At 74.8% G+C, this 21,152-nt stretch carries 18 protein-coding genes and 1 tRNA gene; 12 read left to right on the forward strand and 7 right to left on the reverse strand.

Features of this window, described 5'->3' with window-relative positions; all coding sequences use genetic code 11:
• Positions 1–17 precede the first annotated feature (17 nt).
• Positions 18–1,217, reverse strand: a complete 1,200-nt coding sequence (locus tag BJ989_RS00160; protein WP_218848639.1) for a homogentisate 1,2-dioxygenase — start codon at positions 1,215–1,217, stop codon at positions 18–20.
• A gap of 53 nt (positions 1,218–1,270) precedes the next feature.
• Between BJ989_RS00160 and BJ989_RS00165 the strand changes: the two genes are divergently transcribed.
• Together BJ989_RS00165 and BJ989_RS00170 are read left to right on the forward strand one after the other, a co-directional pair.
• On the forward strand, positions 1,271–2,095 hold the full coding sequence (locus BJ989_RS00165; RefSeq protein WP_179516501.1) for a hypothetical protein: 825 nt from the start codon (positions 1,271–1,273) through the stop codon (positions 2,093–2,095).
• Positions 2,092–3,345, forward strand: a complete 1,254-nt coding sequence (locus BJ989_RS00170; RefSeq protein WP_343048944.1) for a fumarylacetoacetate hydrolase family protein — start codon at positions 2,092–2,094, stop codon at positions 3,343–3,345. The genes BJ989_RS00165 and BJ989_RS00170 overlap by 4 nt, the downstream gene beginning before the upstream one ends.
• Positions 3,346–3,432: 87 nt before the next feature.
• Here the strand turns inward: BJ989_RS00170 and BJ989_RS00175 are convergent, their stop codons facing one another.
• The gene (locus tag BJ989_RS00175) at positions 3,433–4,224 is read right to left on the reverse strand and encodes a hypothetical protein (protein WP_179516502.1); all 792 of its coding nucleotides are present in this window, start codon (positions 4,222–4,224) and stop codon (positions 3,433–3,435) included.
• 235 nt (positions 4,225–4,459) lie between these two features.
• On the opposite strand from BJ989_RS00175, the gene BJ989_RS00180 reads away from it, so the two are divergent.
• Genes BJ989_RS00180 through BJ989_RS00195 form a run of 4 tightly spaced genes read left to right on the forward strand, consistent with a single transcriptional unit; the run spans position 4,460 to position 7,782 of the window.
• Positions 4,460–4,759, forward strand: a complete 300-nt coding sequence (locus tag BJ989_RS00180) for an STAS domain-containing protein (protein WP_179516503.1) — start codon at positions 4,460–4,462, stop codon at positions 4,757–4,759.
• Between the two features lie 13 nt (positions 4,760–4,772).
• A complete protein-coding gene (locus BJ989_RS00185; protein WP_179516504.1) occupies positions 4,773–5,225 on the forward strand; it encodes an ATP-binding protein in 453 nt (150 codons plus the stop codon).
• Positions 5,222–6,730 (forward strand): SpoIIE family protein phosphatase, encoded by a 1,509-nt coding sequence (locus BJ989_RS00190; RefSeq protein WP_179516505.1) that lies wholly within the window; start codon positions 5,222–5,224, stop codon positions 6,728–6,730. The genes BJ989_RS00185 and BJ989_RS00190 overlap by 4 nt, the downstream gene beginning before the upstream one ends.
• Positions 6,727–7,782, forward strand: a complete 1,056-nt coding sequence (locus BJ989_RS00195; RefSeq protein WP_179516506.1) for a cobalamin-dependent protein — start codon at positions 6,727–6,729, stop codon at positions 7,780–7,782. The genes BJ989_RS00190 and BJ989_RS00195 overlap by 4 nt, the downstream gene beginning before the upstream one ends.
• A 28-nt stretch (positions 7,783–7,810) precedes the next feature.
• Here the strand turns inward: BJ989_RS00195 and BJ989_RS00200 are convergent, their stop codons facing one another.
• Together BJ989_RS00200 and BJ989_RS00205 are read right to left on the reverse strand one after the other, a co-directional pair.
• Positions 7,811–9,175 carry an MFS transporter gene (locus BJ989_RS00200; protein ID WP_179516507.1) on the reverse strand — a complete coding sequence of 455 codons (1,365 nt, stop codon included), beginning with the start codon at positions 9,173–9,175 and terminating at the stop codon, positions 7,811–7,813.
• An 88-nt stretch (positions 9,176–9,263) separates the two neighbouring features.
• Positions 9,264–9,345, reverse strand: a tRNA-Tyr gene (locus BJ989_RS00205).
• A 132-nt stretch (positions 9,346–9,477) separates the two neighbouring features.
• Here BJ989_RS00205 and BJ989_RS00210 point away from each other — a divergent pair.
• Positions 9,478–9,969, forward strand: a complete 492-nt coding sequence (locus BJ989_RS00210; RefSeq protein ID WP_179516508.1) for a YajQ family cyclic di-GMP-binding protein — start codon at positions 9,478–9,480, stop codon at positions 9,967–9,969.
• Between the two features lie 7 nt (positions 9,970–9,976).
• Here BJ989_RS00210 and ilvA read toward each other — a convergent pair whose 3' ends face one another.
• Positions 9,977–11,272, reverse strand: a complete 1,296-nt coding sequence (ilvA, locus tag BJ989_RS00215) for a threonine ammonia-lyase IlvA (protein ID WP_343048945.1) — start codon at positions 11,270–11,272, stop codon at positions 9,977–9,979.
• 204 nt (positions 11,273–11,476) lie between these two features.
• On the opposite strand from ilvA, the gene BJ989_RS00220 reads away from it, so the two are divergent.
• The 4 genes from BJ989_RS00220 to BJ989_RS00235 all read left to right on the forward strand — a co-directional run bounded on the left by BJ989_RS00220 (position 11,477) and on the right by BJ989_RS00235 (position 17,047).
• A complete protein-coding gene (locus tag BJ989_RS00220) occupies positions 11,477–13,420 on the forward strand; it encodes a 2-oxoacid:acceptor oxidoreductase subunit alpha (RefSeq protein ID WP_179516510.1) in 1,944 nt (647 codons plus the stop codon).
• Positions 13,417–14,580 (forward strand): 2-oxoacid:ferredoxin oxidoreductase subunit beta, encoded by a 1,164-nt coding sequence (locus BJ989_RS00225; RefSeq protein ID WP_425489974.1) that lies wholly within the window; start codon positions 13,417–13,419, stop codon positions 14,578–14,580. Before BJ989_RS00220 ends, BJ989_RS00225 begins: the two co-directional genes overlap by 4 nt.
• 2 nt (positions 14,581–14,582) lie before the next feature.
• The gene (gene rarD, locus BJ989_RS00230; protein ID WP_343048946.1) at positions 14,583–15,491 is read left to right on the forward strand and encodes an EamA family transporter RarD; all 909 of its coding nucleotides are present in this window, start codon (positions 14,583–14,585) and stop codon (positions 15,489–15,491) included.
• A 146-nt stretch (positions 15,492–15,637) separates the two neighbouring features.
• Positions 15,638–17,047, forward strand: coding sequence for an HNH endonuclease (locus tag BJ989_RS00235; RefSeq protein ID WP_179516511.1), 1,410 nt, complete (start codon positions 15,638–15,640; stop codon positions 17,045–17,047).
• Between the two features lie 31 nt (positions 17,048–17,078).
• On the opposite strand, the gene BJ989_RS00240 is transcribed toward BJ989_RS00235, so the two are convergent.
• On the reverse strand, positions 17,079–18,224 hold the full coding sequence (locus BJ989_RS00240) for a hypothetical protein (protein ID WP_179516512.1): 1,146 nt from the start codon (positions 18,222–18,224) through the stop codon (positions 17,079–17,081).
• Position 18,225: 1 nt separating this feature from the next.
• Positions 18,226–18,789, reverse strand: a complete 564-nt coding sequence (locus BJ989_RS00245) for a SigE family RNA polymerase sigma factor (RefSeq protein WP_179516513.1) — start codon at positions 18,787–18,789, stop codon at positions 18,226–18,228.
• 215 nt (positions 18,790–19,004) lie between these two features.
• On the opposite strand from BJ989_RS00245, the gene BJ989_RS00250 reads away from it, so the two are divergent.
• Positions 19,005–21,092, forward strand: a complete 2,088-nt coding sequence (locus tag BJ989_RS00250; RefSeq protein ID WP_179516514.1) for a PhoX family protein — start codon at positions 19,005–19,007, stop codon at positions 21,090–21,092.
• Positions 21,093–21,152 lie beyond the last annotated feature (60 nt).

A 21,152-nucleotide genomic window follows, 5' to 3' on the forward strand; every position in this document is an offset into this window, starting at 1 on the left:
GCCTCGACGCTACCCGCTCACAGCCGGCGGCCGGCCCAGCTCCAGGCGTAGGCGTCGTCCTCGCAGGCCAGCGCCGCCTCCCCGAGGCCGAGGGGCGCGAAGGTGTCGACCATGACCGCGGTCTCCTCGAAGCGCTCGACGCCGATCGACGCCTCGACCGCCGCGGGCTGCGGCCCGTGGGCGTGCCCGCCCGGGTGCAGCGAGACCGACCCCAGGCCGATGCCCGAGCCCTTGCGGGCCTCGTAGTCGCCGGCGACGTAGAACATGACCTCGTCGCTGTCGACGTTGGAGTGGTAGTAGGGCACCGGGATCGCCTGCGGGTGGTAGTCGACCTTGCGGGGCAGGAAGTTGCAGACGACGAAGCCGCGCCCCTCGAAGACCTGGTGCACCGGCGGCGGCTGGTGCACCTTGCCGGTGATCGGCATGTAGTCCTCCAGGTTCATCGTGTAGGGGTAGAGGCAGCCGTCCCACCCCACGACGTCGAACGGGTGGGTGTCGTGCACGACGCGCGTGCCGACCACGCCCTCGCTCGTGCGGTGCTTGACGAGCACCTCGACGTCGCGGCCCTCCACGAGGAGCGGCTCGCCGGGCCCGTGCAGGTCGCGCTCGCAGTACGGCGCGTGCTCGAGCAGCTGCCCGTAGCGCGAGAGGTAGCGCTTCGGCGGGGCGATGTGCGAGTGCGACTCCACGGCGTACAGGCGCGACGGCTCGGCCGGCAGCCACCGGTGGATGGTCGCGCGGGGCACGACGACGTAGTCGCCGGCGCGGTAGTCGACCGCGCCGAAGACCGTCTCGACCGTGCCCGCGCCGGACTCGACGAAGACGCACTCGTCGCCCAGCGCGTTCTTGTACAGCGGGGAGGCGTCGGTGCCGGTCTGCACGTAGGTGAGGCGCACGTCGGCGTTGCCGAGCACGAGCCGCCGGTCGGTGACGGCGTCACCGCCGGCGGGCAGGTCGTGCAGCCGCAGGTGGCGCGGCACGAGCGGGTGGTTGGGCCGGGTGCGCTGGTCGGGCAGCTCCCACACCTCGGCCGCGACCGTCGAGGAGGGCACGCCGCGGTGGTAGAGCAGCGAGGAGTCCGAGGAGAAGCCCTCCTCGCCGACCAGCTCCTCGAACAGCAGCTGCCCGTCGGGGTCCCGCAGCGCCGTGTGCCGCTGCCGCGGCACCTCGCCCCGTCGCTGGTAGTACGCCACCGCTCCGCCCTTCGCTCCGGTCATCCGTCCGCCCAGCGGACGCGTTCGTCCGCTATGCGTCGACTAGGCTACCTCCGGTGACCGCGACGCAAGGCCCCCCGCAGCCGCCCTCCTGGTGGACCGGGCTCCTCGACGACACCGCCGCCTGCGGGCCCGGCGTGACCTCGCTGCCGCCGCGGGCTGGGGCGGTCGGCCGCCACGTCGGCGCCCTCGTCGTGCCCGACACGCTGCTGCCGGCCGCCCTCGCCGCGCGCGACGCCGACCCGTCGCCGGCCCGGCACCGCCTCGTCGTGCGCCTCACGGGCGGGTCGGCGCAGCTCGGCGGCCCCGCGGCGCTGTGCGCCCGCGCCGGGGTCGTGCCGTCACGCGTCGACACCGTGGTGCGCGACCCCGGTGACCCCGCGTCCGCTGCCCGCCGCGTCGCGGCTGCCGTCGACGCGGCGCGTGCCGCCGGCGACCTGCCCGACGAGGTGGTCGTGGCGGTCGGGCTCCCGGCCCCCGCCGGGCCCGACCTCGGCCACGGCTGGCTCGCCGCCGCCGACGAGCTCGCCGCTGCCGAGCTCGCGCTCGCGCTGCCCACCCGCGACGTGCCGCCGCCCGGCGTGGCGCCGTGGCTCGACGCCGCCCTCGACCGGGAGCTGCCGCTGGTGGCCCTCGGCCCCCACCCGGCCGCGGAGGCGGCCGCCCTCCTGGCCGCCGTGCGCCTGGCCTTCGACGGCGAACCGCTCGAGGAGGTCGCCGCGGTGCTGCGGGGCGGCGAGGACCGGGTCACCGCGACCCTCGCCGCCCTGGGCGCGGACGCGCTGCTCCGCACCCGGCGCTGGCTGCTGGGCGTCGGGTGCGACGACGTCGAGGCTGCCGGCCCCGCGCTCGAGCGGCTCGCGGGCGGGTCGGCAGCGTGACCGCGCCGCTCCCGGCGTACGCCGGGCTGCCGCCCACCTGGGTGCCGGGCGCGGCGGGCTCCGGCCACGACGTCGACCACCTGCCCTGGGGAGTGGTGGTCCCGCGCGACGCCCGGACGGACGAGGGAGCCCGGGTCGCGGTGCGCATCGGCGACCACGTCCTCGACGTGGCCGCGCTCGCGGGACGCGAGCGACCCGACCTCGCCGCGGCGGTGCAGGGACAGACGCTCGATGCCCTGCTCGCCGCCGGGCCGCGCACCTGGGCCGCGCTGCGGGGCTGGCTCACCGACGCCCTGACCCGCGAGGCCGCGCGACCGGTCGTCGAGCCGCACCTGCGCCCGCTGGCCGAGGTGGGAGCGCACCTGCCCTTCACCGTCGCCGACTACGTCGACTTCTACGCCTCCGAGCACCACGCGAGCCACGTCGGCCGGCTCTTCCGACCCGGTCAACCGCCTCTGCCACCGCAGTGGAGGCGGCTCCCGGTCGGCTACCACGGCCGCGCGGGGACCGTCGTGGTGAGCGGCACCCCCGTCGTGCGCCCCTGCGGCCTGCGGGTGCTCCCGGGCGACGACGCGCCCACCTTCGGGCCGACCCGGCGCCTCGACCTGGAGGCCGAGGTGGCCTTCGTCGTCGGCGTGCCGAGCGAGCCCGGTGCCCGGGTGCCCGCGGCGGCGCTCGCGGAGCACGTGCTCGGCGTCGTGCTGCTCGACGACTGGTCGGCTCGCGACGTGCAGGCCTACGAGTACGTCCCGCTCGGACCCTTCCTCGGCAAGTCCTTCGCCACGTCGGTGGCGGCCTGGGTCACGCCGCTGGCGGCGCTGGAGGCCGCGCGGTGCCCGCTGCCCGGCCAGGACCCGCCGCCCGCCCCGCACCTGGCGGTCGACGAGCCGGCGGGCTACGACCTCGCGCTCGAGGTCGCCGTCGGCGGCACCGTCGTCAGCCGCCCGCCGTACGCCGCGACCTACTGGTCACCGGGGCAGCTGCTGGCCCACCTCACCTCGGGCGGGGCACCGCTGCGCACGGGCGACCTGCTCGCCTCCGGCACGGTGAGCGGCCCGGGAGCCGACGAGCGCGGCAGCCTGCTCGAGCTCACCGACGGCTGGCGGGTGCCGGTCGCGACCGGCCGGGGCGAGCGGTTGGCCCTGGAGGACGGCGACGAGGTGGTGCTGCGCGCCACGGCCGCGGGCGCGCTCGGCGGGCGGGTGCAGCTGGGCGAGGTCGCCGGCACGGTGCTGCCCGCCCGGCCCTGACGCGCCCTGCGTCCCGTCCCGGGACGCGCCGCGGGGCCGGCCGCCGTGGCGACCGGCCCCGCGGGTGCCGTCAGGTGCGGGCGGGTGTCAGCGCCCGGCCGGCGAGGTGCCGGCGAGGATGACGTAGAACGCCTTGCGGTTCTGGTCGGTCGTCACGCTGCCGTCGGACAGGCGGGGGCTGACGACGAAGCTCTCGAGGTTCTGCGCACCCGCGGGCGCGCAGTTGGTCGGGATGCCGGTCGAGCCGGGGAAGGCACAGCGGCTGACGGTGATCTCGCCGGAGAACTCGGGGTTGGCGTCGGCGCCGGGGGCCCGGCCGTTCGTGTTGCCGGCGCCCGGGCTGCCGGCGGCGTCCTGCTCGATCGTGTTCTGCAGCACCACCGTCGCGACGATCGCGTTGTCGGCGAGGTCCTCGCCGGCGTCGATGTAGACGTTGCCATTGGCGCGCAGCGCGTTGCTGGGCTGCCCCTCGGCCGCGGTGTTCGGCAGCACCGGGTAGCTGGCGACGATGTCGAAGCCGCCCGACTGGGCCTGGATGGTCCCGTCGCGCCCGATCAGCACCCAGCGGCTCGCGCCGGCAGGCCCCTGCTCGCCCTGCGGACCCTGCGGGCCCCGCGGCCCGGCGGGCAGCGCGCCGCCGCGGAAGTCACGCCTCTTCAAGGTGCCGTCGGCGATGTCCACCGACCTCACCCCGCCGTCGCGCAGGTCGACGCTGCGCAGGGAGCCGTCACGCACATCGACGCTGCGCAGCGAGCCGTCGCGCACGTCGAGCGTGCCGATCGTCGCGGCGGCGTAGGAGGTGCCACCGGCCGCGACCACGAGGGCGGCGACGGAGATGAAGAAGGAGGGCGTCGGACGACGCAGGGAGGGCAGTCTCACGGTGTCTCCAGGAGGACGGGCGTCGCGCGGTCGCGATCGCGTACGCCGTCTTCGGAGCGGCGGCCCCGACGGATGGGAGCCAGATCACACGAGCCGCTCCCGGACCGCCCGGAACGCTCCACCGCAGGTCGCGAGGGGGTGGTCCGCGCACCCGCCTCACCCTGTCGAAGGCTTGTGCAAGGACCGGGCACCGGTCACCCTTTGGTGTGGTCGCAGTGCGGATAGTGTCGGTTCCATGACCGACGACGTCTACACCGCCACGATCGCCGACGGGGTGCTCGTGGTGAGCGGCGAGATCGACGAGACGGCGGGCCCGGTGTTCCGTCAGGACCTCGCGACCTACTCCGCCGACTTCACCCGCGACCTCACGGTCGACCTGAGCGAGATCGAGTTCTTCCCCAGCTCGGCGGTGGCCATCGCCGCCATCGCGCTCGAGAACGCGAAGGTGCGCGGCTCCCAGGTCGAGCTGGTGGCCCGCGAGGGCAGCGTGGCGCAGCGGGTGCTGCACATCTGCGAGCTGCCCTACCGCAGCTGAGAGGAGCAGCTCGATGACCCGCATGAGCCACGAGGAGATCGGCACGATGCACCGGATACCCGCCGACCTGGGCGCCGTGACCGCGGTCCGGCGTGCCCTGGTCGCCGAGCTGCGCGGTGCGCAGCTCGACCCGCGGGTGGTCCAGGACGCCGCCCTCGTCGTGCACGAGCTCGCCGAGAACGCCGTCCGCCACGGCGGCGGCGCCGGTCGCGACCTGACCCCGGGCACCCCTGCCGTCGAGGTCTCGTGGCACGTCGGCGACGGCGTGGTCGACCTGCGCGTCAAGGACCTCGGCACCGCCGGCTTCAACGCCCCTGCCTGGCCGACGTCGCGACTCGACGGCGGCCGAGGGCTGCACATCGTCGAGCAGCTGTGCCGCTCGTGGGACGTGCAGCACGGTCCCGACGGCACCGAGGTCAGCGCCCGGGTCGACACCCGCTCCGACGCCGCGGAGGTGACCGCGTGACCAGCCCCCAGCCCCCGCCTCCCTCCCACCTCGACGGACCGTCCGAGCGCGCCGCCGAGCGCGCGTCCGACGAGCGCGTCACCGACGCGCTCGAGACCGCGCTCCACACGGCGGACGGCACACAGCCCTCGCTGCCTCCGACCCAGCGCCGCTCCACCGCCGTGCGCGAGCGCCCGATGCGCCTGATGTCCAGCGCGTCCGAGTCCGGCCCGCGCGTCCAGCTCGCCCAGTCCTCCTCCCGCGCCGACTTCCTCTCCGCGCTCTCCCGCTCGCTCTCCGCGGTCCAGCACCCCGCCCGAGCGGTCGAGACCGTCGTCAGCACCCTCGTCGACGGCGCCGTCGACTTCGCCCAGGTGACCATCCGCACCGAGCAGGGCTGGCTCGCCGCCGGGCAGACCGTCGGCTTCGAGCCGGTGCTGTCCTCCGACTACCACGTGGCGCGCCGGCAGGGCACGACCATCCGCACCCTCATGCAGCGCGGGATCGCCGAGCACTGGGTGCTGCCCCCCGACACCCCCGAGCGCGTCGAGGTGCTCGACCACCTCTTCGGCCGCACCGACCTCGCCGAGCAGCTCGACACCCTCGACGCCGCCTCGCTGCTGCTGGTGCCGCTCAACGCCCGCGGGCGCGCCTTCGGACTGCTCGCCGTCGCCCGTGCCGCCGGCCACGGCTTCGACCAGGCCGCTGTCGACTTCGTCGAGGACGTCGCCCAGCGCGTCGCGGTCTCCCTCGACGCCTGCTGCGTCGTCGCCGAGTCGCGGCGCGTCGCGGCCAGCCTGCGCGACTCCCTCGAGCCGCGCCCTGTCGCCGCGGGCGCCGGCCTCGACGTGGCGACGTACTCCCGGGTGGCGCACGAGGACGCCTCCGTCGGCGGCGACTTCGTCGACCTCCACGGACCCGACGACGACCTCTCGCTGCTGATGGGCGACGTGGTGGGCCACGGCGTGCCGGCGGCGATCGCCGCGCAGCGCATCCGCAACAGCGCCCGCACCATCACCGCCGTCGACCGTGACCCCGCCCAGGTGCTCGAGGTGACCAACCGGGTCCTCATGGCCGAGTCGGCCCACTACGCCGAGAACTTCGCGACCGCGGTGTCGGCGCGGCTGCGCCGCACCGGCGACGTGGTGCACGTCGAGATCGCCGTCGCCGGTCACCCGCCGCCGCTCGTGGTGCGCACCGACGGCACGGTCGAGCCCGTGGCGGCCCGGGGCCCGGCGCTCGCGCTCAAGCCGGACGCGCGGTGGCGCACCGACAGCTTCGAGCTCGGCCTGGGCGACACCTTGGTCTGCTTCACCGACGGCGTCACCGAGGCCCGCCGTGGCGCCGAGTTCTTCGGCGACGCCCGGCTGCTCGAGGCGTTGCGCGACCTCGCCGGCGCGCGCCCCGGCGCCGTCGTCGAGAGGCTGGCGATGGCCGTGGCGACCTTCCGCGGCGCCCACGAGGAGCGCGACGACACCTCGATCGTGGCCCTGCAGCCGGTGCCCGTCCGGTCGTCCACCTCGTGAGCACCGGGTCCCGCACCGACGACCGCACCGACCACCGCCGCGAGGCCGACGACTACTGGCGCGCCGTCGTCGCCAACGACGTCGACGCTGCCCTCGCGGTCGTCGACCACGCTGCGGAGCACGATCCCGACGGGGCCCTCGAGCGGCTCGTCGCGGGCACGCAGGTGCGCGTGGGCGAGCTCTGGGAGCGCGACGAGTTCACCGTCGCCCAGGAGCACGCCGCCACGGCCGTGAGCGAGCTGGTCGTGCGCCACCACCTCGAGCGGTCGCAGGCCGCGCGCCCCCGTGTCGACCGCGCCCCCGCGCCCGTCGTCGTGGCCTGCGCGGAGCGCGAGTGGCACGCGCTCCCGGGCCTGCTGATCGCCGCCTCCCTCAGCCGCCGTGGGCTCGACGTCGTCAGCCTCGGCGCCGACGTCTCGGCCCAGCGACTGCACGGGGCCCTGCTCGACGCCCCGGTCACGGCGGTGCTCGTCAGCGCCTCGCTGAGCAGCTCGCTGCCTCGGGTGCGCGCCCACGTCGAGACCGCCCGCCTGGTCGGCACCCCGGTCGTCGTGGGCGGCAGCGCCTTCGACCGCGCCGGCCGCCGCGCGGCGGTGCTCGGTGCGACAGCCCAGGCCGGCGACGCCGCCACCGCGGCCGACCTCGTGCCCTCGCTGCCGCGGCGCGTGTCGCCGGCCCCGCCGCTGACCCACCCGGGCGTGGACGAGGCCGTCCTGCTCGAGGCCGACCAGGCCCGCCTTGTCGACAGCGTGCAGGACCGGCTGCTGCAGCGCGCCGCCGAGCGCACGGCTGCCGGGCCGGACGCCGCGACCGAGGACCGCTGGTCCCGCGTGCTCGGCGACCAGCTGCCCCACCTCCTCGGCTCCGTCGCCGCGGCCCTCCTCGTCGAGGAGCCCGAGGTGCTCGGCGAGGTCCGCCGCTGGCTCAGCACCGTGCTCGCGGGCCGCTCCGCCCCGCCCACCACCGTCGACGACGTGTGGTCGGTGCTCCGCGAGGTGCTGCACGACTTCCCGCACGCCACCGCCCTGCTCGACCGCAGCGGACCGGCCTGACCCACCTGGGGCGACCGGCCGCCGAGCCTCAGACCGCGCCCGGCGAGCCGTGCGGCTCGTCCCGGTCGCGCGCGGCGTCGGGCGTCCAGGGCTGCCCGCTGCGCATCACCGCCGTCGCGCCCGGGTGCCAGCGGTCGAGGTGCGCGATGGCGCGGCGGCGGTAGCGCAGCACCTGCACGACGCCGAGGCCCCAGAAGAGGTACTGCACGCTGAGCGCGACCTTGAAGTCGGCCAGGGAGTAGGTCGCGGTGCCGCCGCTGCGCAAGTCGAGGACGAGCCCGACGAGCCAGGCGGTGAGCAGGCTGGCGGTGAAGCCGCCGACGTTGACCACCCCGTTCGTGCGGCCCACCGCCGAGACCGCGGTGAAGCTGCGTGCGAGGTCGAAGCCGACCATCGACGCCGGGCCGCCGGTCGCGGTGACGAGCACCATGACGACGAGCACCGGGAGGGGGGCGGGGCCGGGCCACAGCAGGACGACCGCCCACGAGGCGGCGATCGCCGTCACGATGCCGACGACGAGCCAGGAGCGGTAGAAGGGGTGGCGCGAGACCAGGTGGCCGAGCACCAGCCCCACCACGAGCACCCACCCCGTCATGGCGGTCAGCAGCCCGCCCGCGAGGCCCGGTGACAGCCCCTGGCCCTCGACGAGGAAGGGGTAGCCCCACAGCAGCGTGAAGACCGTCATCGAGAACTGCGACACGAAGTGCGACCACAGGCCCAGACGGGTGCCGGGGTTGCCCCACACCGCGCGCAGCGAGCGACCCAGCGCGGCGAGCTTGAGGCGCTCGGTGCCCGAGCGGGCGTACGGCGAGTCCCGGACGAGGACGAGCACGGCGACGAGCAGCACCACCCCGATCGACGAGGCCAGCCCGAAGGCGGCGGTCCACCCGAGCGCCTGCAGCGCCCACGCCAGCGGCGCCGCCGCCACGACCGCGCCGAGCTGGCCGACCTGCCCCGTCAGCTGGGTGACCACCGGCACCTGGCGCACCAGGAACCACAGCGCGACCAGCCGGATGACGCTGACGAAGACCATGGCGTCGCCAGCCCCGATGACGCCGCGCGCCAGCAGCGCCGCGGGATAGCTGGTGGTGAAGGCGAAGGCGAGCTGGCCCCCGGTCATCAGCAGCAGCCCGCTCAGCAGCAGGGCGCGGGAGCCGAAGCGGTCCAGCAGGACGCCCACCGGCACCTGCATCCCGGCGTACACCACGAGCTGGAGGACCGTGAAGGTCGCGAGCTCGGTCGCCCCCACCCCGAAGCGGTCGGTGGCGACGAGGCCCGCCACGCCGAGCGAGCTGCGGTGGAAGACCGCGAGCACGTAGACCGACAGCGCCGTCACCCAGATCGCCCAGGCGCGGCGACGACCGATGTCGTGCAGCTGCTCGGGTGCGCCCACGTCGTCCTGCCTCGCTCGGTGCGGGTCCGGCCGCTCACCGGCGAGGGCCCGGCCCGGCAGCTGCCGGGCCGGGCCCTCGTCCGTGGTGTGGCAGGTGAAGGATTCGAACCTTCGAAGGCAAAGCCGACGGATTTACAGTCCGCTCCCATTGGCCGCTCGGGCAACCTGCCAGTGCTGCGTGCGGGGCCGGTGTGGACCCTGCGGCAGCGAGACCAGACAATAGCAAGCGCGGCCGCCGCGGCGCCAAACGCCCGGCCGCGCACCCGGACCCCCGACCCGCCCGACCCGCAGGAGGAGCCCCCGTGGCCGACTCGTCGTTCGACATCGTGAGCAAGCTCGACCGCCAGGAGGTCGACAACGCCCTGGGCCAGGCGGCCCGCGAGGTCGCCACCCGCTTCGACTTCAAGGGCACCGGCGCGACGATCGAGTGGAAGGGCGAGCAGGCCATCGAGATCAGCGCGTCCGCCGACGACCGCGCCAGCGCGGTGCTCGACGTCTTCAAGGACAAGCTGGTCAAGCGCAACCAGTCGCTCAAGATCCTCGACGCCTCCGAGCCGCGCCAGTCGGGCCAGACCTCCAAGATCGACGTCGCGCTCAAGGAGGGCATCAGCTCCGAGGACGCCAAGAAGATCTCCAAGCTGATCCGCGACGAGGGCCCCAAGGGCGTGAAGGCGCAGATCCAGGGCGACGAGCTGCGGGTGTCGTCGAAGAAGCGCGACGACCTGCAGGCCGTCCAGGCGCTGGTGAAGGCGCAGGACTACGACTTCGCGGTGCAGTTCACCAACTACCGCTGACGCGGGCTCAGACGAGGAAGCCGAAGAGCGGGGAGTCCGGCGAGACCCGCTCGATGCGCGGTGGCGCGGCCTCCATGCGCGCCCACAGCGCGTCGTAGTCCGCCGGGTCGCCGAGCTCGACGCCGACCAGCGCCGGGCCGGTCTCGCGGTTGTTGCGCTTGACGTACTCGAAGAGCGTGATGTCGTCGTCGGGTCCGAGCACCTCGTCGAGGAAGCGGCGCAGCGCGCCCGGCTCCTGCGGGAAGTCGACGAGGAAGTAGTGCTTGCGTCCCTCGTGCAGCAGCGCGCGCTCGACGACGTCGGCGTAGCGGCTCACGTCGTTGTTGCCCCCGCTGAGCACGACCAGCACGCCCGCCTCGCGGACCCGGTCGTCGGGCACGTACGCCGTGCCGAGCGCGGCCGGCGCGAGGGCGCCGGCGGGCTCGGCGATGATGCCGTCGGCACCGTAGAGCGCGAGCATCTCGACGCACACCTGGCCCTCGGGCACGGCGAGCAGCCGCGGCGCCGGCCCGTCGGCGAGCAGCACGCCGAGCGGCACGTCGCCGACGCGGCGCACGGCGGCGCCGTCGACGAAGCCGTCGAGGTCGTCGAGCACGACCGGGGCGCCGGCCGCCAGCGCCGCGGCCATGCTCGGCGCGCCGGCGGGCTCGACCCCGACGACCTCGACGTCGGGGTGCTGCTCGCGCAGCCAGGCGACGGAGCCGGCGACCAGCCCGCCGCCGCCCACCGGCACGACGACCGCGCCGGGCCGGACCCCCTGCGACGCCAGCTGCGCGAAGGCCTCGCGGACCGCGGTGCCCTGCCCCGCGACCGTGCGGGGGTCGTCGAAGGCGGGCACCGGCGTGGCCCCCGTGGCGGCGGCGATCCGGTCCGCCTCGGCCGCGGCGTCGTCGTAGGTGTCGCCGACGACGCGCAGGTCGAGGGCGGGGCCCCCGAGCACCGCGATCCGCTCGCGCTTCTGCCGCGGGGTGGTGCGCGGCACGACGACCGTGCCGTGCACGCCGAGGCGGGCGCAGGCGAGCGCGAAGCCCTGCGCGTGGTTGCCGGCGCTGGCGCAGACCACGCCGCGCGCCCGCTGCGCGTCGTCGAGCTGCGCCATGAGGTTGAGCGCACCGCGCACCTTGTAGGAGCGCACCGTCTGCAGGTCCTCGCGCTTGAGCCACACCGGCGCGCCGAGCCGCTCGCCCAGCCGGGCCGCCGGCTGCACCGGCGTCGTCTCGACCGCGCCCGGCAGCGCCGCGATCCGGGTCGCGGCCTCCTCGACGTCGCGGGCCGTCACGGGCGACGGCGGGGGTGCGCTCACCCGCGCCACCCTACGAGGACGGGCGTCCTCACGACCGGCCCAGGGCCGGCCGGGAGTCGGCCGGGAGTCGGCCGGGGCGCCGGTGCGCGGCATGAGCGGCGTCACAGGTCCGAGGCGCAGGACGACGTGGGTCGCGCACCCGCCGCGGCTATCGTGGACGACGGCCTCACGAGGGCCCGCGACGCACCAGAGAGGACGCCTTCCGTGGCCAAGCAGGTCAAGCAGCTCGACCGGGTGATCATCCGCTTCGCCGGCGACTCCGGCGACGGCATGCAGCTGACCGGCGACCGGTTCACCCAGGAGTCGGCGTCCTTCGGCAACGACCTGGCCACCCTGCCGAACTTCCCGGCCGAGATCCGCGCCCCCCAGGGCACGATCCCCGGCGTGTCGTCCTTCCAGGTGCACTTCGCCGACCACGACATCCTCACCCCCGGCGACGCCCCCGACGTGCTGGTCGCGATGAACCCCGCCGCCCTCAAGGCCAACCTCGGCGACCTGCCGAAGGGGGCGACGATCATCGTCGACACCCACGACTTCACGGGCCGCAACCTCACCAAGGCGGGCTACGACGCCAACCCGCTCGACACCCTCGACGACGCCGGCTCCCAGCTCGGCGAGTTCGCCGTGCACCCCGTCGACCTCACCGGCATGACGGTCGAGGCGGTCAAGGAGTTCGGCCTGTCTCGCAAGGACGCCGCCCGCGCGAAGAACATGTTCGCCCTCGGGCTGCTGTCGTGGATGTACGGCCGCCCCACCGAGACGACCGTGTCGTTCCTCGAGAAGCGCTTCGCCCGCGTGCCCGACATCCGCGACGCCAACGTCGCTGCCTTCAAGGCCGGGTGGAACTTCGGCGAGACCACCGAGACCTTCGCGGTCTCCTACGAGATCAAGCCGGCCCCGATGGAGCCCGGCACCTACCGCAACATCACCGGCAACCTCGCGCTGGCGTACGGGCTGGTCGCGGCCGGCGTGCAGTCGGGCCTGCCGGTCTTCCTGGGGTCCTACCCCATCACCCCGGCCTCCGACATCCTCCACGAGCTGAGCAAGCACAAGGCGTTCGGCGTCACCACCTTCCAGGCCGAGGACGAGATCGCCGGCATCGGCTCGGCGATCGGCGCGGCCTTCGCCGGCCACCTCGGCGTCACGACCACCTCGGGCCCGGGCATCGCGCTCAAGGGCGAGTCGATCGGCCTGGCGGTGATGACCGAGCTGCCGCTCGTCGTCGTCAACGTCCAGCGCGGCGGCCCGTCGACCGGCCTGCCCACCAAGACCGAGCAGTCCGACCTGCTGCAGGCGATGTTCGGCCGCAACGGCGAGGCGCCGGTGCCGATCGTCGCGCCGCGCTCGCCGGGCGACTGCTTCGACGCCGCCCTCGAGGCCGCGCGGATCGCGGTCACCCACCGCACCCCGGTGATGCTGCTCTCCGACGGCTACCTCGCCAACGGCTCCGAGCCGTGGCGGGTGCCCGAGGTCGAGCAGCTGCCGACCGTCGACCCCGCCTTCGCGCCGGCCCCGGAGCCCGCCGCCGACGGCGGGCAGGTGCCGGCCTTCCGGCCCTACGACCGCGACGACGCCACGCTCGCCCGGCCCTGGGCGGTGCCCGGCACGCCCGGCCTCGAGCACCGCATCGGCGGGCTCGAGAAGGGCGCCGGCCACGGCAACATCTCCTACGACCCCGCCAACCACGACCTGATGGTCCGCACCCGGCAGGCCAAGGTCGACCGGATCGCCGACTTCCTGCCGCCGCTCGAGGTCGACGACCCCTCGGGCGAGGCCAAGGTGCTCGTGATCGGCTGGGGCTCCACCTACGGCCCCATCGGAGCCGGCGTACGCCGGGTGCGCCGGGCCGGCTTCCACGTCGCCCAGGCCCACCTGCGCCACCTCAACCCCTTCCCGAAGGACCTCGGCGACGTGCTGCGGCGCTACGACAAGGTGCTCGTGCCCGAGATGAACCTCGGCCAGCTCTCGCTGCTGCTGCGCGCGAAGTACCTCGTCGACGCCGTCGGCTACAACGAGGTCCGCGGCCTGCCGCTCAAGGCCGCGACCCTCGCCGAGGTGATCGGCGGCCTCGTCGCCGAGGTCGAGGGCCTCGACGCGATCGACCTGTCCGGCGTCTCCCACGTCACCCCCCAGGAGGTGTCCTCGTGACCGCCACCCCCACCAGCCCCGCCTCCGCCCCGGCCGACCTGCCCACCCCGGGCCTGCGCTCCGGCACGGAGTCCGTGCCGAGGCTCGCCGAGGGCCAGGTGCAGACCGGCAAGGACTTCGCCTCCGACCAGGAGGTGCGCTGGTGCCCCGGCTGCGGCGACTACGCCGTGCTCAAGGCGGTGCAGTCCTTCCTGCCCGACCTCGGTCTGCGTCGCGAGAACATCGTCTTCGTCTCCGGCATCGGCTGCTCCTCGCGCTTCCCCTACTACCTCGACACCTACGGCATGCACTCCATCCACGGGCGCGCGCCGGCGATCGCGACCGGCCTGGCGACCGCGCGAGAGGACCTCTCGGTGTGGGTCGTCACCGGCGACGGCGACGCGCTGTCGATCGGCGGCAACCACCTGATCCACGCGCTGCGCCGCAACGTCAACATGACGATCCTGCTGTTCAATAACCGCATCTACGGCCTGACCAAGGGGCAGTACTCCCCCACCTCCGAGGCCGGCAAGGTCACCAAGTCGACCCCGATGGGCTCGGTCGACCACCCCTTCAACCCGGTCTCGCTCGCGCTCGGCGCCGAGGGCACGTTCGTCGCCCGCACCGTCGACTCCGACCGCAAGCACCTCACCGCCGTGCTGTCCGCGGCTGCGGCCCACCGCGGCACGTCGCTGGTCGAGATCTACCAGAACTGCCCGATCTTCAACGACGGTGCCTTCGACGCGATCAAGGACCGCGACACCAAGGACGACGCGATCATCCCGCTCGTGCACGGCGAGCCGATCCGCTTCGGCGCCCCCGGTGAGGACGGCCTCGGCAGCAAGGGCGTCGTGCGCGACCCGGCGACCGGCGTGCTGCGCGTGGCCCTCGTCGACGAGGTGGGCGCCGACGCCGTGCTGGTGCACGACGCCCACGACCCCGACCCGACCACCGCCTTCGCCCTGAGCCGGCTGACGGCCAACGACTACCTCCACCAGGCGCCGATCGGCATCTTCCGCAGCGTCGAGCGACCGACCTACGACGACCAGGCACGCGCCCAGGTCGACACCGCGACGCAGAACGCCGCGGGCGCGGGCGGCCAGGAGGCCGGCAGCCTCGCGGACCGGCAGGCGCGGCTGGCGCAGCTCGTCGGCGGCGGCGACACCTGGACGGTCGTCTGAGCGTGCCCGACCAGCGTCGCGGCCTCGCCCTGGGGGTCGCGGCCTACGGGATCTGGGGGCTGTTCCCCCTCTACTGGCCGCTCCTCGAGCCCGCCGGGGCCGAGGAGATCCTCGCCCACCGCGTGCTGTGGTCGGCGGTCACCGTCGGCCTGCTCGTGCTGGTGCTGCGCCGCACGGGCGGGGTGCTCGCCGTGGTGCGCGACCGCCGTCGGCTGCTGCTGCTCACCGCGGCGGCGATCACCATCAGCGTCAACTGGTTCACCTACATCTGGGGCGTCAACAACGGCCGGGTCGTCGAGACCTCGCTGGGCTACTTCGTCAACCCGCTGGTGACGGTCCTCATGGGCGTGCTGGTGCTGGGCGAGCGGCTGCGCCGGCTGCAGTGGGTGGCGCTCGGCGTCGCCTCGCTCGCGGTGGTCGTGCTCACCCTCGGCTACGGCCGGCTGCCCTGGGTCGCCCTGGTGCTCGCGTTCTCCTTCGGCGCCTACGGCCTGGCGAAGAAGTCCGCGGGGGTGGGTGCCACCGAGTCGCTGGTCGTCGAGACGGCGGTCCTCGCGCCCTTCGCCGCGGCGTACGCCGGGTGGCTGGCGCTCAGCGGCACCGGCGAGGTCGGCGCGCAGGGCGGCGGTCACCTGCTGCTCGTCGTCGGCACCGGAGTGCTCACGGTCGTCCCGCTGCTGTGCTTCGGCGGTGCGGCCAACCGCATCCCGCTCTCGACGCTCGGGCTGCTGCAGTACCTCGCGCCGGTCTCGCAGTTCGCCCTCGGCGTGCTGGTCTTCCGCGAGGACATGCCGCCCGCCCGCTGGGCCGGCTTCGCCCTCGTCTGGGTGGCGCTCGTGCTCTTCACGGTCGAGGCCTACCTCCACCGCCGCCGCCAGCTCCGCCTGGTCGCGGAGGCCTCCGCGCTCTGAGCGCACCCCGGCTCCCGGTGGTCGAGGAGGCGCGCCAGCGCCGTCTCCCGGTGGTCGAGGAGGCGCGCCAGCGCCGTCACGAGACCCCCGCCCCACCCTGTGCACGAACCCTTGCGGTCGTCTCTGTGTTCGAATAGGCTGTCGCAATGACAGTCGCCGACGACCCAGCCCGCGCCGTGCGCGAGCTCGTCGTCGTGCTGCGCAGCATCGCAGGTGGCGCCGACACCGCCGCGACCGACGACGAGCGCATCGGTCTGCTCGAAGCCCTCACCGACCTCGCCCCCGCCGCCAGCGCCGCAGCCCTGCGCGTGTGCGCCGACCACGACGTTGCGCGCCGCAGCGAGCAGGCCGCCGCGGGTGTCACCGCCTCGCACCAGGGCCGCGGCGTCGCCCGCGAGCTCGGCCTCGCCACCCGCACCTCGCACCACCGGGCGAAGCGCCGGCTCTCGGTCGCCCGCACCGCCCTCGCCGAGATGCCGCACGCCTTCGACCGCCTCACCGACGGCACACTGCGCGAGCACCAGTTGACGGCGCTCCTCACCCACACCGCCTGCGTCGACCTCGCGGTGCGCACCGCCGTCGACGAGCAGCTGTGTGCTGACCCGTCACGCCTCGCCGGTCTCGGCGAGCGCCAGGTCGACGCCGAGGCCGCGCGGCTCGTCGCCCGCCTCGACCCCGCCGGGGTCGCCCGACGCGCGGCGCGCGCTTCCCGCGACCGCCACGTCAGCAGCCGCCCCGCTCCCGACCTCATGTGCCGGGTGTCGGCTCTGCTGCCGGTCGAGCAAGGCGTCGCCGTGGTCGCCGCCCTGCGCGCAGCCGCCGGCAGCGCCCGGGCGGCCGGCGACCCGCGCACCCGTGGCCAGGTCATGGCCGACACCCTCGTCCAGCGCACCACCGGCCAGGCCACCGCCGACGCCGTGCCGCTCGCGGTGCAGCTGATCCTGCCGGCCGCCTCGGCCCTGCCGACCCCTCACCCGGGGGCGAGCGCCACCGAGTCGGCGTGGCTGATCGGGCACGGCCCGGTCGACGCCCTCACGGCCCGGGCGCTGCTCGAGCAGGCGTGGAGCGACGACGCGACCCGGGCCCTGTCCAGCCTGAGACGCCTGTGGGCCGACCCCGCCACGGGCACGCTGGTCGCGATGGACTCGCGCTCCCGCGCCGTGCCGGCCGGCCTCGCCGCCTTCGTCCACACCCGTGATCTCGGGATCTGCCGCACCCCGTGGTGCGACGCGCCGGTCCGCCACACCGACCACGTCGTCGAGGTCGCGATCGGCGGGGCGAGCGACGAGCCCAACCTGCAGGGCCTCTGCGAGGCCTGCAACTACGCCAAGGAAGCACCCGGGTGGAGCCACCACTCCGTCGACGACACGGCCGCACCCGACCGTGCCGGCCCTCACGAGGTCGTCACCACCACCCCGAGCGGCCGCAGCTACATCAGCCGCTCGCCCGACCTCCCTGGGGCGCCTGCTCCGCCACCTCCTCGGGGGCGGCTAGGTCCGGCGACCGTCGACTTCGGTTTCGCCCCCGTGCTCCTCGACTGCGACTTCGCGGCCTGACGTCGCGCGCAGGACGACCGCGCCGAGCGGGTCAGGGCGCCTCGAGCAGCACGCACTCCAGGAGCGCCGGGCTGCACCGCACCATCCGCTGGCGCTGGCCGTCGCTGACCCGGGTGAGGAGGAACTGCGCGTCCTCGAAGGTGAACTCGGAGTTCACGAAGCGCCACCCCGGCGGCGGCGTCAGCACGTCCTCGGCTGCACCCTGGAGGCGACGGACCCGGATCTCGTCGTACACCTGCACCTCACCTCCGACCTGCTCGGCGGGCACCCAGGCCACCCACTCCTCGGTGACGTCGGCGATCGCGAAGTGCGGCAGGTCAGCGATCGGGACCACCTCACCCCCGGCAGTCACGTCGGCGAGGTAGACCCGGCCTCCCCCGCCCGGGTCGCGGGCGTCGCCGGTGCCGTCGACGACCACCAGACCCGCCTGCGTGGCCTGCCACACCAGCTGGCCGGGGGCCGTCCGCGTCAGGTCGACCGGGGCGGCGCCGTCGAACGGTCGCCAGAGGACCCCGACGCCCCTGCCGCTGGCGATCACCCAGCCCTCGTCGGTGACGGCTCCGATGCGGGTGCCCACACCGTCCTCGTCGCGCACCGGGACCGGCACGGACAGCCCCATGCCCTCTCCACCCCGAGCCGTCTCGAACCCGTTGAGCTCGCCCTCCGACGTGAGGTAGGCGAGGTACGCACCACCGGGCGACACGGCGGGTGGTTGCTCGAGGGCGACGTCGAGCGGCTCGGGCGCGCCGCCGCCGCTCCAGGACCACGTGAAGGGGGGCTGCACCGCGATCCACCCCTGCCTCGTCCCGTCCACCCAGTCGTAGCCGGGGAACGACCGCCCGCCCACGTGCACGACCCGGTCGAGCACGTAGGGCACCGTCGGCGGCCCCGTGGGCACCGCCCGCGGTGCCCGCTCCGCCGCGTCGTCGGTGGCCGCCTCGGTCGGCCGCGGAGCCACCTCGGTCGGCTGGGGGGCCGGCTCGGGTGCACCGCCCCGGTCGGGCAGGAGGCCCGCCAGCGCGACGAGCGCGATCACCACCACGGCTGCGGCGGCGAGCGTCGGCACCCACGTCGGCCAGTGGGGTCGACCGGCCGGGAGCCGGGGCAGGGGTGGGACCGCCACGTCGTCGGCGACCTGGCGCAGCTCGCGCCTCAGCGCGTCCTCGAGGTCCTGCACGTCAGGCCTCCTTCCGGCTCTGCTGGGCCCTGGGCTGGTCGTCGGAGGCCTCGAGTGCGACCTTGAGGCTCTTGAGGGCCCGGTGGGCCGTGGACTTCACGGTGCCGCGCGAGCAGCCGAGGGTCTCGGCGATTTCCGCCTCGCTCAGCTGCTCGAAGTAGCGCAGCACGACGACCGCGCGCTGCTGCGGTGGCAGCTCCCGAACGTGCGGCCACAGCGCAGCCCGCTCGTCGGAAGCCCCCGGCACCCCCGTCGTGCTCGTGGCCCCACCAGATGCCCGTCCCCACTCCGGGACGTCGCCGGTCAGCAGCTCCAGCCGGCGCCGCCGCGGCCGCGTGGAGGAGAGGAACGTGTTGGTGAGGATGCGCCGGACGTAGGCGTGCACCGAGTCCGAGGCGCTCACGTTGGCCCAGGCCCCGTGCGCCTTGACCAGCGTCTGCTGGGCGAGGTCCTCGGCGTCGGCGTGGTTGCCGGCCAGCAGGTAGGCGCTGCGGTACAGCGTCGGCCAGGACGCAGCGGCGTACTCCTCGAACGAGGGTGCCTGCGCGGCGGTCGTCGACGACATGCCCACCTCCTCACCCTGCACCACTGCGGTGCTGCCTCACCTCTCCAGACTCCGGGTGTCGGGGGGAGGTTGCTCGAGACGCCTCACCTCGTCGGCGACCACGGCCCGGAGCCACCAGGGGGTGCCGGCGTGCGCGCTCACCGGCTGACCGCCGTTCACCGGTGCGTCACCGCACGACCCCCTCGACCTCACCCACCGTCCCTAGCGTCCGCGCCATGACCCTCACCCCGTCGCGGCCCACCGGCCGCCCGCTGCTCCCCCTGCTGAACCGCGGCCCCCACGGCTCGCGCAGCCACCTGACCTGCGCGTCGCGCTGCGGCAACGCCTGCGACAAGCCGGTGCCGAACACCACCGGCCACCCCCACGTCTCCGAGGCCATCACCTCGCTCGTCGAGCGCCGCAGCGTGCTGCGCGGCGGCGCGGCCCTCGGCGGCGCGCTGGTGCTCGGTGGCATCAGCGCCCACGCCACGTCGGCCGCAGCCGCGCCCGGCGTGGCCGCGGCCGACCCGCGCGTGCAGGCCTCCCTGGCCCGCACGAGCTTCGCCCCGGTGCGGCCCAACGTGCGCGACGCCGTCGTCGTGCCCGACGGCTTCCGCTCCCAGGTCGTCGTGCGCTGGGGCGACAAGGTCGCCAAGGGCGCCCCCGACTTCGACGTCCGCCGCCTCACCCCGGCCGGCGCGCGCCAGCAGTTCGGCTACAACTGCGACTACGTCGGCCTCGTGCCGCTCACCGGCAAGGCCGGGCGGGGCGGCAAGCGCGCCCTGCTCGTCGTCAACCACGAGTACACCACCGGCGAGCTGATGTTCCCGGAGGGCGTCTACGACGAGGCGACCCGCAAGCGCATCGAGATGGCCTACCACGGCATGAGCGTGGTGGAGGTCGTGCGCGGCGCCACCCCGGGCTCGTGGAAGCGCGTCAACGTCCGCAGCACGACGTACAACCGGCGGGTGCACGACGGCACGGAATTCCGCCTCAGCGGCCCCGCCGCCGGTCACGAGCGCCTGCGCACCACCGCCGACCCGAGCGGCACCCGCGTGCTCGGCACGCTGAACAACTGCGCCGGCGGTCTGACCCCGTGGGGCACGGTGCTCTCCGGCGAGGAGAACTTCAACCAGTACTTCGACGCCTCCGGCGAGCTCGACCCGCGCTACACCGAGTCCTACGCCCGCTACGGCATCAGCGGCGGTGACCGCGGCTGGAGCGAGGTCGACCCCCGCTTCGACCTGACCCGCGAGCCGCACGAGCCCTTCCGCTTCGGCTGGGTCGTCGAGCTCGACCCGCTCGACCCGAAGGGTGCGCCGGTCAAGCACACCATGCTGGGCCGCTTCAAGCACGAGGGCGCCAACGTCGCGATCGCCCGCGACGGCCGGGCCGTGGCCTACATGGGCGACGACGAGCGCGGTGACTACCTCTACAAGTTCGTCTCGAAGGGCAAGGTCAGCAAGGGCCAGTCCCGCAAGGCGCGAGCGGCCAACAAGCGCCTGCTGAGCGCCGGCACGCTCTACGTCGCCCGCCTCACCGGCGACGGGCTCGAGGACGGCGACTACGACGGCAGCGGCGAGTGGATCCCGCTGTGCAGCGACACCCAGTCGTTCGTCGAGGGCATGAGCGTGGCCGAGGTCCTGCTCGACACGCGCCTGGCCGCCGACAAGGTCGCACCCACGCGGATGGACCGCCCCGAGGACGTCGAGGCCAACCCGGTCAACGGCAAGGTGTACGCCGCACTGACCAACAACTCGCGTCGCGGCGCGGCCTTCCCGGTCGACGAGGCCAACCCGGTCGCCACCTCCATGGTGCGCGAGTCGCTCGGCGCCCCGCTGACCCCGGCCTCGGGCAACCGCAACGGCTACGTCCTCGAGCTCTCGCCGATCGGCGGGCACGGCGGTCGCACCTTCAGCTGGGACCTGTTCCTGGTCTGCGGCGACCCCGACGCACCCGAGACCCGCTTCGGCGGTGTCGACAAGTCGCGCGTCAGCCCCATCTCGTGCCCCGACAACGTCGCCTTCGACCGTGCGGGCAACCTGTGGGTCTCCACCGACGGCAACGTCCTGGGCAGCAACGACGGCGTCTTCCGGGTGCCGGTAGCCGGCGAGGACCGCGGCCTGGTCCGCCAGTTCCTCACCGTCCCCCGCGGCGCTGAGGCGTGCGGCCCGTTCCTCACCACCGACGACCTGTCGCTCTTCGTCGCGGTCCAGCACCCGGGTGAGGTCGACGGCGCGACGTTCGCGTCGCCCGCCAGCACGTGGCCGCACACCGACGACTTCCCGCGCCCGTCGGTCGTGGTGGCCTTCCGCGACCGCTGACGCACCCGCAGGACGACCGAGGGGTCACGAGATCGCCCGAGCTCGTGACCCCTCGCCGCG

It is taken from the genome of Nocardioides perillae, assembly GCF_013409425.1.
In the GTDB taxonomy this organism is placed as follows: Bacteria; Actinomycetota; Actinomycetes; order Propionibacteriales; family Nocardioidaceae; genus Nocardioides; species Nocardioides perillae.

What these genes read in the sequence shown, in the direction of transcription:
- BJ989_RS00160 (WP_218848639.1), bottom strand. Translation starts at nt 1,217, where the DNA reads ATGACCGGAGCGAAGGGCGGAGCGGTGGCGTACTACCAGCGACGGGGC.
- BJ989_RS00180 (WP_179516503.1), top strand. Translation starts at nt 4,460, where the DNA reads ATGACCGACGACGTCTACACCGCCACGATCGCCGACGGGGTGCTCGTG.
- BJ989_RS00185 (WP_179516504.1), top strand. Translation starts at nt 4,773, where the DNA reads ATGACCCGCATGAGCCACGAGGAGATCGGCACGATGCACCGGATACCC.
- BJ989_RS00235 (WP_179516511.1), top strand. Translation starts at nt 15,638, where the DNA reads ATGACAGTCGCCGACGACCCAGCCCGCGCCGTGCGCGAGCTCGTCGTC.
- BJ989_RS00245 (WP_179516513.1), bottom strand. Translation starts at nt 18,789, where the DNA reads ATGTCGTCGACGACCGCCGCGCAGGCACCCTCGTTCGAGGAGTACGCC.
- BJ989_RS00250 (WP_179516514.1), top strand. Translation starts at nt 19,005, where the DNA reads ATGACCCTCACCCCGTCGCGGCCCACCGGCCGCCCGCTGCTCCCCCTG.